General features: G+C 28.1%; 16 protein-coding genes and 1 tRNA gene. 14 read left to right on the top strand and 3 right to left on the bottom strand.

The genetic code is table 11. The features are described from left to right. Nucleotides 1-72 precede the first annotated feature (72 nt). A complete protein-coding gene (locus ACLVEP_RS10715; RefSeq protein WP_412584773.1) occupies nt 73-336 on the top strand; it encodes a hypothetical protein in 264 nt (87 codons plus the stop codon). Nucleotides 337-393: 57 nt separating this feature from the next. On the opposite strand, the gene ACLVEP_RS10710 is transcribed toward ACLVEP_RS10715, so the two are convergent. Continuing rightward, nucleotides 394-1,293: a diacylglycerol/lipid kinase family protein gene (locus tag ACLVEP_RS10710; RefSeq protein ID WP_331872665.1), complete on the bottom strand. Its 900-nt coding sequence runs from the start codon at nt 1,291-1,293 to the stop codon at nt 394-396. 114 nt (nt 1,294-1,407) lie between these two features. Here ACLVEP_RS10710 and ACLVEP_RS10705 point away from each other — a divergent pair, with 114 nt between their 5' ends. Then, nucleotides 1,408-2,001 carry a viroplasmin family protein gene (locus ACLVEP_RS10705; RefSeq protein WP_048925074.1) on the top strand — a complete coding sequence of 198 codons (594 nt, stop codon included), beginning with the start codon at nt 1,408-1,410 and terminating at the stop codon, nt 1,999-2,001. Between the two features lie 9 nt (nt 2,002-2,010). Here the strand turns inward: ACLVEP_RS10705 and ACLVEP_RS10700 are convergent, their stop codons facing one another. After that, nucleotides 2,011-2,292 carry a hypothetical protein gene (locus ACLVEP_RS10700; RefSeq protein WP_117812541.1) on the bottom strand — a complete coding sequence of 94 codons (282 nt, stop codon included), beginning with the start codon at nt 2,290-2,292 and terminating at the stop codon, nt 2,011-2,013. A 111-nt stretch (nt 2,293-2,403) separates the two neighbouring features. Here ACLVEP_RS10700 and ACLVEP_RS10695 point away from each other — a divergent pair, with 111 nt between their 5' ends. The 8 genes from ACLVEP_RS10695 (at nt 2,404) to ACLVEP_RS10660 (ending at nt 7,602) form a co-directional block, all read left to right on the top strand. Continuing rightward, nucleotides 2,404-3,375 (top strand): glycosyltransferase family 2 protein, encoded by a 972-nt coding sequence (locus ACLVEP_RS10695; RefSeq protein WP_331872664.1) that lies wholly within the window; start codon nt 2,404-2,406, stop codon nt 3,373-3,375. 1 nt (nt 3,376) lies between these two features. After that, nucleotides 3,377-3,961, top strand: a complete 585-nt coding sequence (locus ACLVEP_RS10690) for a phosphatase PAP2 family protein (protein WP_412584770.1) — start codon at nt 3,377-3,379, stop codon at nt 3,959-3,961. Nucleotides 3,962-3,984: 23 nt separating this feature from the next. Next, nucleotides 3,985-4,167, top strand: coding sequence for a hypothetical protein (locus ACLVEP_RS10685; RefSeq protein ID WP_117812544.1), 183 nt, complete (start codon nt 3,985-3,987; stop codon nt 4,165-4,167). A 26-nt stretch (nt 4,168-4,193) separates the two neighbouring features. Then, the gene (locus ACLVEP_RS10680; RefSeq protein WP_405315399.1) at nt 4,194-5,291 is read left to right on the top strand and encodes an AI-2E family transporter; all 1,098 of its coding nucleotides are present in this window, start codon (nt 4,194-4,196) and stop codon (nt 5,289-5,291) included. A gap of 42 nt (nt 5,292-5,333) precedes the next feature. Beyond that, nucleotides 5,334-5,410: transfer RNA gene (locus tag ACLVEP_RS10675), tRNA-Arg, on the top strand. 145 nt (nt 5,411-5,555) lie between these two features. Continuing rightward, nucleotides 5,556-5,918, top strand: coding sequence for a hypothetical protein (locus tag ACLVEP_RS10670; protein WP_331872661.1), 363 nt, complete (start codon nt 5,556-5,558; stop codon nt 5,916-5,918). 238 nt (nt 5,919-6,156) lie between these two features. Next, nucleotides 6,157-7,140: a Gfo/Idh/MocA family protein gene (locus tag ACLVEP_RS10665; protein ID WP_412584769.1), complete on the top strand. Its 984-nt coding sequence runs from the start codon at nt 6,157-6,159 to the stop codon at nt 7,138-7,140. A gap of 69 nt (nt 7,141-7,209) precedes the next feature. After that, entirely contained in the window at nt 7,210-7,602 is a 393-nt protein-coding gene (locus tag ACLVEP_RS10660; RefSeq protein ID WP_412584768.1) for a pyridoxamine 5'-phosphate oxidase family protein, read from the top strand. A gap of 26 nt (nt 7,603-7,628) precedes the next feature. Here the strand turns inward: ACLVEP_RS10660 and ACLVEP_RS10655 are convergent, their stop codons facing one another. Beyond that, nucleotides 7,629-8,903 carry an HAD hydrolase family protein gene (locus ACLVEP_RS10655; protein WP_412584766.1) on the bottom strand — a complete coding sequence of 425 codons (1,275 nt, stop codon included), beginning with the start codon at nt 8,901-8,903 and terminating at the stop codon, nt 7,629-7,631. A gap of 174 nt (nt 8,904-9,077) precedes the next feature. Between ACLVEP_RS10655 and ACLVEP_RS10650 the strand changes: the two genes are divergently transcribed. From ACLVEP_RS10650 to ACLVEP_RS10635, 4 genes are all read left to right on the top strand, one after another. Next, a complete protein-coding gene (locus ACLVEP_RS10650) occupies nt 9,078-9,884 on the top strand; it encodes an MBL fold metallo-hydrolase (RefSeq protein WP_412584764.1) in 807 nt (268 codons plus the stop codon). A gap of 99 nt (nt 9,885-9,983) precedes the next feature. After that, a complete protein-coding gene (locus ACLVEP_RS10645) occupies nt 9,984-10,397 on the top strand; it encodes a heme-binding protein (RefSeq protein ID WP_412584763.1) in 414 nt (137 codons plus the stop codon). Between the two features lie 12 nt (nt 10,398-10,409). Continuing rightward, nucleotides 10,410-11,876, top strand: coding sequence for a family 1 glycosylhydrolase (locus ACLVEP_RS10640; protein WP_412584761.1), 1,467 nt, complete (start codon nt 10,410-10,412; stop codon nt 11,874-11,876). A 13-nt stretch (nt 11,877-11,889) separates the two neighbouring features. Next, a complete protein-coding gene (locus ACLVEP_RS10635) occupies nt 11,890-12,876 on the top strand; it encodes an aldo/keto reductase (RefSeq protein ID WP_412584759.1) in 987 nt (328 codons plus the stop codon). Nucleotides 12,877-12,895 lie beyond the last annotated feature (19 nt).

Genomic DNA, 12,895 nt, shown 5'->3' with positions numbered 1-12,895 from the left:
TAATGGTTAATATAATTTGCGGTTGTGTGGTGTGTTAAATCTGCGGTTTAACACTTACCAGAAGGAGATGAAATGAATATGTGTGAAGCAATGGACAGATTATTTCAAAGATTAAGAAATGAAGGAGAAGTCTTAGGACTAGAGAAAGGAGAAACAATTGGAATTGAAAAAGGGAAATCAGACACTTTAAAAGAACAACTTAAAGTAAAACTAGGAACCTTATCAAGACCTTTAGAAAACCAACTTACAAATACATCGCTAGAAAAACTAAATGAACTTACATTAAATATATTTAATGTAACAAATGAAGAAGATGTTTTAAAAATTATTAATTAGAATAAAAAAAAGATTTCAACTGTTATAAATAATGGTGAAATCTTTTTATATGATTATTTATTTTGAAGGAACTAATAATTGAATTGATTTTTGTAAGTTATGTATATCGATAGGAAGATGGGTTCCTTCTTCACCATCTATATCCATTGTAAGATCTTGATCACAAGTAATGTGAATATGTTGTCCTTGAACATAGTGAATAAAAGGACTTTTATCATGTTTACCAAAACGATAATCTTTAATCAAAGCAATTAAATCCGTAACAGAACATCTTTTTACAATAACAAGATCGAGTTTTCCATCATTGATATCCGCAAAAGGAATGATACCATCAAAACCACCGACACGATTGGTATTTGTGATGGCAAATATGTAAGCATCTTCTTCAAAACTTTCATCATCAACCGTTACTTTAAGATGAAGATTTGTAGATAATTGTTGAGGGAGTTGAGTCATGCCTTTAAAATAATAAGCTAATGGACCAAACTTTTTCTTTTCTTCTTTTGATACCACAAAAGAAATATCTGAAAACATTCCTGCAGCAGCAACATTAATGAAATATTGATTATTTATTTTTCCTACATCACTCGAAATAACATTAAAGTTTTTGATCATTTCTACAATACCATTTACTGAACTTGGAATATTTAAATAGTTTGCAAAGTCATTTACTGTACCTGCCGCTAATATGCATAATGGTATTTTTTTATGACTATCTACCATTCCTGAAATAACCTCGTTTAAAGTACCATCACCACCAACAGACATGATAAAATCATATTGATTTTCATCACAATCTCTTGCTTTATAATAAGCATCATCTTTTTTCTTTGTATAAAATATTTCAAAATGTTCTACAATGTTTTGTAAAGTTAGTTGGCCGATAATACGATCAAGTTTATTTTGAATAATATGTTTTCCAGATGATGGATTGATAATAATAAGACATCGTTTCATACACTTTACCTCACTTGTTTAAAATAGACTATATTTATTTTAAAACAATTGAAAAAGATATACAATTATTGTTTCAACGATTATAATAAAAAAGAATAAATAAAGGAGTAAACTATGGCAAAATTTTATGCAGTTAAAGAAGGAAGAAAGCCAGGAATTTATCATACTTGGGATGAATGTAAAGAACAAGTCAATGGTTATTCAGGAGCTGTTTATAAATCATTTACAACTGAAGAGGAAGCAAAAGTATTTATAGGAAAAGAAGTGAAGAAAGCAAGTGATGATTTAGGATTACTTGCCTATGTTGATGGAAGTTTTAATATAAAAACGAAAGAATATGGATATGGTTGTGTTTTAATCGAAGGACAACAGGTTATCAAACAGTTATTAGGTAAGGGAAGCCAACCAGAGTATGCTTCTATGAGAAATGTTTCAGGGGAAATACTAGGATGTTTAAAAGCTATTCAATATGCAATTGATCATCATTATGAAGCTATTTGTATTTACTATGATTATGAAGGTATTGAAAAATGGGCAACAGGTTTATGGAAAGCAAATAAGGAACAAACGCAAAACTATGTAAAAACCATACAGGCAATGAAGAAAAATATTGATATCTATTTTCAAAAGGTTTTAGCACATAGTGGCGATTATTATAATGAAGTAGCTGATGGACTTGCGAAAAAAGCTGTGGGTATAAAAAAATAAAGCTTTGATTTAAGCTTTATTTTTCTTTGCAATGATAACACAAATAATAATATAAACAACAAGAACGATTGGTAAGATCCATAAGAAATTACTAAAAATATATTTAGCGTCTCCAGACCAACACCCAAACCATTCACCGCATTTTTTAATAAGAATAGAAAGTGCATAAGATAAAGTTCCACATCCGACAACACTTAATAAGACTTTCATGATTTTATTAAAAATCTCTTTAAATAAAATAAGAGAGATAAAACATACTCCAGCAACAAATACATTAATGACAAAATGCATATTATTTCCTCCTTATAAATACTTTAATAAAATAGCACAAAATCAAAGGAAATGCAATAATACGTGTACTAATAGATGAATTATGATATAATATTTTTGGAGGATTAAATTATGAAATTATTAACAGTATGTATACCTTGTTATAACTCAATCATGGAAATGCATAAAGCCATTAATTCATGTCTTTTAATGAAAGATGAAGTAGAAGTATTAATTGTCGATCGTCATTCACATGACGAAACATTACAAGTAGCTAAAGAATATGAAGAAGCTTATCCTGAAACTGTAAAAGTTATTACAACAAGGGAAGATGTTCCTTTTTTAAAAATAGCTCTAGAACATAGTGAAGGACTTTATTTCAAAATACTTCAATGTTTTGATTATTTAGATCAACCTTCACTCGTAAGTGTTATTGAAACGATTCGTGACTTTATTCGAATTCAAGCTAATTTAGATGTGCTTGTTACTGATTATAAATATGTTATTCCCCAAGAAAAAGAAAAACGTGTCTCTTATAAAAATGTTTTTCCAATGGAAACAATTTTTGAATGGCATAATATTAAAGCGTTTCATAAACATTTTCAAATTGATTTAGGTTCTGTCATTATTAAAACAAGTACTTTAAAAAAGATAAATACAGATGAAGAAAATATTTTTTATAATGAATTAACGGTTTATGGAACAATTCCATATATTAAATCAATGTATTATTTAAATGTTCCTTTCCATTGTTATGGAACACGTCGTAAAATTCATATTTCTAAATCAAATAGTTATGTTGACTTAATGAAAAGCTTATGGGATTTATATGATGTTTATTCTTTAAAGAGTCGTAGACAAAGAAGTTATGTTATTGAATATTTATCTAAGGTATATGTTATTACTGTTTATTTGTTATTAAGATCAAATCAAAAGGAACAAATTGAACTTTTAAATGCACATTTAGGATTTAATGATCCTAAATTATATAAAGCACTCACAAAGCGTGTTTATGGTTTTTTAATTAGTAGTAGTAATGAAAAGCTTTATGGTATGCTTATTAAAGTCTTTGAAAAAGTTTATCAATTAGATATAGAAGAATAAGATGAAAAAGAAATTTTTATTTATGATTCCTCTTTGTTTATTTATCATTGATTATTTTTTGATTCAATATCAAGTCATTCAACCAATAGATTGGTTCATTTATCGTTTGGTTCAAAATTTAAAATGTGATTTTATGACATCCTTTTTTAAACTTTGTTCAACCCTTGGAAGTACTTGGTTTTATGTGATTCTTGTTTTAACTTTAGTGATTTTAAAAAACAAAAAAGATATTTGGGTAGGAATTCACTTGTTAATTATTCAAGGAATGAATCGGATAATTAAAGCTTTAGTTAAAAGACCAAGACCATCTCAAATATATCATTTAGTTAAAGAAACAAACTATAGTTTCCCAAGTGGTCATAGTATGTCAGCAATGATTGGTTATGGATTATTAGTTCTTGAAGTTAAAAAAAGCTCTCTAAAATATAAAAAAGTCATAGAAATATTTTTAATGATGATGATTTTTTTAATAGGATTAAGCCGGATCTATTTAGGTGTACATTATTTTTCTGATGTTATAGGTGGCTTTTTGTTGTCTTTAAGCTATTTATTATTTATTTATTATAATACCTCACTTTATACATAGAATGTGTAAAGGAGGTTTTTTTATTGGATATTGATATCATTAGTGGTTTATATCATTATGGTTTGACCATTATAAAATATGAACAAGATTATTGTTTAGTAGATTTAAAAACTCAAGAAGTTTATGAAAAAATGAGTATTTATTATATAAGAAGATTATTAAGAAGTTGGAATAAGCATCGTAAAAATATAGAGAGTGTGATATAATGGAAAAAAGTTTGAGGTGGTTTAAAATGAGGACAGTAAAAAATTATGTAGGAATTATTTTGTGTGCGTGTGTTATTATTTTTATTTATAAAACATTTGATATTTCATTATTTTCCAATATTTTATCAGCTTTTATTCCTTTGATTGTAGGAGCAATACTTGCTTATTTTTTACAACCATTGGTTTATAAATTTGAAATGTTTTTAGATTCTTTTCAAAATAAAAAGCTTATTAAATATAGTCATACAATTTCTTCTATTTTTGTTTTTGTTGTCTTTGTTTTAATTATTGTTGTTTTAATGATTGCGATCATTCCAGCACTTGTCAATTATGTTGTCAATATTGCGGATAATTTAACCTTGTATATTAAAAACTTTGAAAAAACATTGGAAACTTATTTAGGAAGTAATCTTGCCAGTGAAGTTATCATTAAGATAGATGAAATGGTTGTTAAATATGTTAATTCAATTGAAGCTATTGATCCTATTGCGACACTTGGGACTCTTTTTAAAGCAGGAAGTACGATTATTACAGCTGTTTTAGGTTTGATTTTTACACCTTATGTTTTAATTGAAGCAAAAAGGCTTGTAAGGATCTTTGATCGCTTATGTTCACTTTTTATGTCAAAAGAAAAAATAGAACTTATTCATGATTATGCAGTACGCTCACATCGAATCTTTGGACAATTTATTTATGGAAAATTCTTAGATTCATTAATTATTGGAATTATCGCATTTATTGGACTTGCTATTTTAAAAGTAAAATTCTTCCCAATTCTTGCTGTCTTTATTTTGATTACGAATATGATTCCTTATTTTGGACCATTTATCGGTGGGTTTCCTGCTGTTCTTGTAGCCTTGATGACAGGAGATTTATTCCATGCTTTAGCAGTCTTAGTTTTTGTTTTTGCTTTACAACAATTTGATGGTTTATTCTTAGGACCAAAGATTTTAGGAGATGTTGTTGGTATTTCACCATTTTGGGTTTTACTTTCTATTACCGTCTTTGGACATTTCTTTGGCTTTATTGGAATGTTCCTTGGAGTACCAATGATTTGTGTCATTCGTATGCTTTTTAATGATATCATTGACTTTCATAATAAAATGAAAGAATTAGATACATAGATTGTATTTTAAATAAATATTTGTTAGGATAATAGAGGCTTTGTCCTCGTAGCATAGCTGGATAATGCAATCGCCTCCTAAGCGATAGATCGGGTGTTCGAATCACCTCGAGGACGCCAATATGATTAAAAAGTCTTGATTTTCCAAGGCTTTTTTATTAATTGGAATTTGGTAATAGTAGTGAGGAAAAAGTTGATAGAAAGAAATGTGTAATGTAGATGATTGTTTAAATAGTTCAATTAATTACAATAGATGAGGTTGAATATGATAATAGGATTTTTATTTACTATAAAGGGTGCATTTAATATATTGAAGGGGTTAAACTATTTTATTTTCAAAGATAATTTTAAAATGATTCCTATGGAATTAACATCTGTATATAAATCACCTGTTAGTGTTCATGAAATTACGTATATATATTGTTATCAATCTATTCATCAAGGAACGAATGTAAAATATAAAACCAAAGGACATGAGTATAAAAAAGAAGTAGGAGATATTGACTTCTTTTATTATGATGAAAGATTACATATTGTTTATGAAGATGAAGAATATGTTACTTCTTATATGATTTTAGGAATATTTTTATTTTTATTTGGATTAAGAATAATTTTTTTGTACATATAAAAGAGGATATGATATTCATTAAGATTTGATGCAAAAAAAGATTGTAGGACAGTATCTACAATCTTTTTTGTTCTAGTATTAGAACAAAACTCCTAATATTTATGTTCGTGTTCTGATATTAGAACACAAGATGCTATTTGAAGGTTTTTGTTCTATAATGAGAACATGAAATAATATGACATTTGTTGATTTTATTTATACACAAATATGATAAAATAAAGTCACAAGGGGGATTTGTATGGAAAAAGAATTGAACTGGGCAGTCATAGGAACAGGTGTGATTGCTAATGAAATGGCACAAGCTTTACTAAAGATGGATAAAAAACTTTATGGAGTTGCCAATAGAACACAAACAAAGGCTATTGATTTTGCAAAGAAGTATGGTGTTAAAAAAGTCTATGATGAAATTGATGAAGTGTTTGATGATGAAAATGTTGATATTATTTATTTGGCAACATCACATAATACGCATTATCAATTTATGAAAAAGGCGTTAGAACATGGAAAGCATTTATTTGTAGAAAAATCAATTACGTTAAATAGTCGTGAATTAGATGAAATGATGGCACTTGCTAAAGAAAAAAATTTAATTCTTGCAGAAGCCATGACCATTTGGCATATGCCAATCTATAAAGAATTATGGAAAATCGTGCAAAGCGGTGAACTTGGTAAAATGCAAATCATGACAGTAAACTTTGGAAGTTTTAAAGAATATGATATGAATAATCGTTTCTTTAATATGAATCTTGCTGGTGGGGCTTTATTAGATATTGGAGTCTATGCACTTTCGGCAGTACGTAGCTTTATGTCTAAACAGCCAAATGAAATTGTAAGTCAAGTGAGGTTTGCACCTACAGGATCTGATGAACAAGCAACGATTTTACTTAAAAATGAAGATCAACAAATGGCAACGATTGCTTTATCAATGCATTCAAAACAACCTAAAAGAATTATGATTTCTTTAGAAAAAGGGTATATTGAAGTTTATGAATTTCCTCGTGGACAAAAGGCAACGATTGTGGATGCTGTAACAGGAAAACAAACTGTGATTGAAAAAGGAAATACAGAAAATGCTCTTTATTATGAAATGTGTGATATGGAAGAAGCTGTTAGAAACCATGATGATTCACATTTAAATTTAGAATATACAAAAGATGTCATGGATATCATGAGTCAACTTCGTAAAGAATGGAATATGCAATATCCAGGAGAAAAATGGTAGAGGACAAATTTTTTGTCCTTTTCTTTATGAAATGATAAAATAGAGTAAAGAAAATAAAGGAGGATCATTATGGATAAAGTATTAAAGTTTTTAAAAGATGCAGAAACTTATTATTTAGCAACAGTAGAAGGTGATCAACCAAGAGTAAGACCATTTGGAACAGCACATGTTTTTGAAGGAAAACTTTATATTCAAACAGGTAAAGTCAAAGATGTTTCAAAACAATTGCATCAAAATCCAAAAGCTGAAATTTGTGCTTTTAAAAATGGAGAATGGTTACGTATAAGTGGAGAGTTGGTTGAAGATGATCGTAATGAAGCAAGACAATCAATGTTAGATGCTTATCCAAGTTTACAAAAGATGTATAAGGCAGATGATGGAAATACTGAAGTTTTCTATTTTAAAGATGCAACAGCTATTTTTTCATCATTTACTCATGAACCAGAAGTTATTAAGTTTTAATCATATTGACCTATTAAAAAACTGTTTTAATAGGTCTTTTTTTGTTTAATGATAAGTGGTTGATAGAGTTTATCGAGTGTTTTAGCAACTATATTTGCATTGGTTCCATCAACGACAACATCGTATTTATTGTTAATACTGCCAAAAGTGATTGTTTGATGGATATGATATAAATTCATTAATTCTTTTAACATATTTTCTCTCGTTGCTTGATGATCATAGATTTTCATATAGGTATAACCTTTATATTCTTGGCTATCAAAGATAATGATTTTAAAAGATGATAAATCTAAACTCTTTTGTAAGTGTTGATATAATTGATGTATTTTATCATGTTTATCTATTAACATTAAATAAATAGGGCTTTGATCAGAAAAAAGATCATGTTTAAAATAGTTTCGATAAGGATTTTTTCTTAGCTTTTGAAAGAGTGCTTCTTCTACTTTGTTATTAAAATCCCCATAATGAATAATCCAAGAATCTTCAAAAATACAATTAATAAAAATATGAAATCCTTGATTTTTAATAAATGAAATGAGTTGTTGAGCACGTTCATGATCCATTTCGTATATTTTTAAATATTTCTTTTGATGAATATCAAATAAAACAGCTCCATCCATCGCAATAATAGGTAATTTCAAATTAATTCCAGGAATACTCTCTAAAATAATAGGAACAGTACGCATACTTGAAACAGTAAATAACATCCCATCTTCAATCATAACATTGATTTTTCGAATACTATAATCTGACATTTTATGATTGTTATTTACAAGAACATCGTCAATACCACTGACGAATAAGATATCTTTGTTTTTATGACGAGGAAGTTGAAGTGAATTAATAATCAATCCTAAAATAATTCCAATTAAAGTATCTAAAACTCTATTGAATACAAATAAATAAGGTTGATTATCTGCTACGTGATTTACCACAATACTTAAAAAAACTACACAGGCAAAATAAGAAGCATTTTTCTTATTGATCAACAAGGTCGTATAAATAATAGGAATAATCATTAAAGATGAAATCATGAGGTTTGTAAACATATTTAATTGATAGTGAATAACAATTATTAAAATCAATAAACCATATATTCCACCAATAAAGGTTCCTATTGTTCTTTGTAAAGCCATTTGTTTACTTGTTTTGATAGTAGGTCTCATACACCACATGACTGCTAAAGCTGTATAAAAAGGTGTTCCTTGACAACCTCTTAAATAATAAATTAAAAAGCCACAAAGGACACCGAATGAAGATTTTATAATTCTTAAACCTAAAGGAGGTAGTTTTCTTTTCATAATATCACCAAAGTTATTTTAATAAAAAATTATTACATATGCAATAAAATTATTACAAATAGACAAATAAGAAAAATTGTCAATATATGGATATTAAAGAATCATTATGAATTGTTGTTATCTTTGAGGGTTATATAATATAATTGAATAAAGAGGAAAGAAAGGATGAATAATATGTTTAAAAACGAAAAAGGACAAGCTGTTGCACCTAAAACAATTACAATGACAAAAAAAGATTTTGAAGACCAAGGAAATACACGTGTTTATTGGTTAGGTGGAGGAGGAGCCATGATTAATGATCATGGAACAGTTATTATGATTGATCCACTTTTAGAAGGATTTGATATGCCTTTATTAATTGATATGCCTATTGATGTAAAAGATGTGCCTCATGTTGATGCTATATTAGTTTCACGTGTTGATAATGATCATTATTCAAGACCTACTTGTAGAGATTTAAAGAATGTTTGTAAAGAATATCATACTTCTTACTATGTTGCTTCTTTAATGAAAGAAGAATGTGGAGTAGAAGGTATTGGTCATGATATTGGGGATCATATTCAAATTAATAATATTGATGTTGAACTTACACCAGCAGATCATGCTTGGCAAAATCAAGTGGCTAAATATAATTATCGTGTATGGGAAGATAGAGAATATTGTGGCTTTTATGTCAAAACACCAACAAAGAAAATTTGGTATGTAGGGGATTCTAAATTGATGGATTGTCAATTACATATGGATCCACCTGATGTAATGTTCTTTGATTTTGCGGATAATCCTGTGCATATTGGTTTAGAAAATGCTTATAAACTTGCTAATGCTTACCCAAATACAAAACTTGTTTTAATTCATTGGGGAAGTGTGGATGCACCTGAAGCAAGTGCTTTTAATGGAAATCCTCAAGATATTTTAGATCATGTTGTTAATCCTGAAAGAGTTATTATTTTAGCTCCTGGTGAAGAATATATTGTTAAATAGACAAATATCATGAAAAGTCAAGATTTTGACTTTTCTCTTTTTCTATAAATTGTTTCTTAATTGATTATTTTTTATACTGATAGTAAGGAGGAATACATAATGAAATATAGTGAAGTTAAAGAATTTAATTATGATGATTGTTATAAGTTAGGATGTTTAATTGCCAAAAAGCATGATAAAAATAAAGAACCAATTGCTATTAGAATTTATATGGATGATCTTGTTATTTTCCAATATATTATGCAAGGAAGAGATGCTGGAAATATTCCATGGTTAGAACGTAAAGCAAATACTGTTAAAAAAACAGGAATGTCTTCAATTGAAGCATTTTATGCAACTAAAGAAGGAAAATTTTCTGAATTAAAAGATGATCCAACAGTTGCTTTGTATGGAGGGGGTTATCCTTTATATAAAGATGGAAAGATTATTTGTATTGTTTGTGTTTCAGGAATGACACATGAAGAAGATGCTCAGTTAGTAGAAGAATCAGTAAATGAATATTTAAGTAAATAAAGGAGAATAATTATGGCATTTAGTGAAGATTTTTTATGGGGTGGAGCAACAGCTGCTAATCAATTAGAAGGTGGCTATAATTTAGATGGTAAAGGATTATCTACAGCAGATGTTATTTGTGTAGGAAACGTTAATACTAAAAGAAAAATTACATATCAATTAAAAGATGGAAGTTATGGGGGACAAGAAATCATGCCATACCATGATTTACCAGAAAATGCGAAATGTACAGTAGATCCATCATTATATTATCCTAGTCATGATGGGATTGATTTTTATCATCATTATAAAGAAGATATTCAATTATTTGCAGAAATGGGATTTAAATGTTTTAGAATGTCTATTAACTGGTCAAGAATATTTCCTAATGGTGATGAAGAAAAGCCTAATGAAGCAGGATTACAATTTTATGAAAATATTTTTAAAGAATTAAAGAAGTATAATATTGAACCATTAGTTACTATTTGTCATTATGAAAATCCAGTTGAATTATCTAATAAGTATGGTGGATGGATTAATAAGAAAGTTATTGGTTTTTATTTAAATTATTGTCATACACTTTTTACAAGATATAAAGACTATGTTAAATATTGGATTACTTTTAATGAAATCAATATTATGAATGTTGTTCCTTTTTATTCAGGAGCTTTAAGAGTAAGTGATGAAAAGTCTTGTGCTTTAGCTGTTAAAAATCAGTTTATAGCAAGTAGTAAAGCAGTACAAATGGCACATGAAATTAATCCAGATAATATGGTGGGATTAATGATTGCTAATGGAGCAATTTATACAAATACATGTCATCCTGATGATCAAATATTAAGAATGGAAAAAGATCGTGAACGTCGTTTTTATAGTGATGTCATGGTAAGAGGATATTATCCAAATTATAAGATCAAGGAATATGAAAGAAAAAATATTGATATTCAATTAACAGATGATGAAAAAGATATTCTAAAAAAAGGAACAGTTGATTTTATTAGTTTTTCTTATTATGAATCAATGACAGTAAGTCATGATGCAAATGGAAGTACAAGTAATATTATTTCAGGAGCTATAAAGAATCCTTATTTAGAAACAACAGCTTGGGGAAGAGCAATTGATCCACAAGGATTAAGAGTTGTTTTAAATGAACTTTATGATCGTTATCAAATTCCATTATTTATTGTTGAAAATGGATTAGGAACAACAGATGAATTAGTAAATGGAACAGTTGAAGATGATTATCGTATTGATTATCATCGTAAACATATTGAACAAATGAAAAAAGCAATTGATGAAGATGGTGTTGAATTATTAGGTTATACAACATGGGGATGTATTGATTTAGTTTCAGCAGTTACTGGTGAAATGAAAAAAAGATATGGTTTTATTTATGTTGATCGTAATAACGATGGTTCTGGAAGTTTAAAACGATATAAGAAAAAAAGTTTTGATTGGTATAAAAAAGTAATTGCTAGTAATGGTGAAGATTTAGACTAAAGGAGAAAAAGAAATGAAATATACAACATTAGGAAATAGTGATTTAAAAGTATCAAAAGTATGTTTAGGATGTATGGGTTTTGGAAATGCTGAAGCAGGAATGCATAAATGGACATTACCTGATGAAGAATCTAGAAAAATTATTAAGTATGCTTTAGATAATGGAATTAATTTTTTTGATACAGCGGCAGCTTATCAAGGTGGAACATCAGAACAATTTTTAGGAAGAGCAATTAAAGATTTTGCTAAACGTGAAGATGTTGTAATTGCTACTAAATTTGGGCCAAGAACACCAGAAGAAAAAGAAGCTGGAATTAATGGTAAAGAATTAGTTTTAAAAAGATTAAATCAAAGTTTAGAAAATCTTGGAATGGATTATGTAGATTTATATATCTTACATATGTGGGATTATGGAACACCAATTGAAGAAATTTTAGAAGGATTTAATGAAGCAGTAAAACAAGGTAAAGTAAAATATATTGGAATTTCAAATTGTTATGCTTATCAACTTGCTAAAGCTAATGCTTATGCTAGAAGTAAAGGATATCCTGAGTTTATTTCTATTCAAGGTCATTATAATTTATTATTTAGAGAAGAAGAAAGAGAAATGGCTAAATTATGTAAAGAAGATAATATTTCAATGACACCATATAGTTCTCTTGCTTCAGGAAGACTTTCAAGAAGACCAGGACAAACATCACAAAGATTAGAAAAAGATGCTTATGCTAAAGGGAAATATGATGCTACTCAAGAAGAAGATGAAAAGATTATTAAAAGAGTAGAAGAATTAGCTGATAAAAAAGGTGTTTCTATGACAGCTATTTCATTAGCATGGCTTATGAAAAAAGTTGCTTCTCCAGTAGTAGGAGCTACAAAAGTTCATCATATTGATGGTGCCTTAGAAGCTATGGATGTTGAATTAACTGATGAAGAAATGAATTATTTAGAAGAATTATATCAACCACATGCTTTAGTTGGTGTAATGGCACAAAATAAATAATAAAGCTTTTATAAATGTC

It is taken from the genome of Faecalibacillus sp. (assembly GCF_047023275.1).
Classification (GTDB): Bacteria; Bacillota_I; Bacilli_A; order Erysipelotrichales; family Coprobacillaceae; genus Faecalibacillus.
This window is presented reverse-complemented; position numbering and strand designations above follow the sequence as displayed.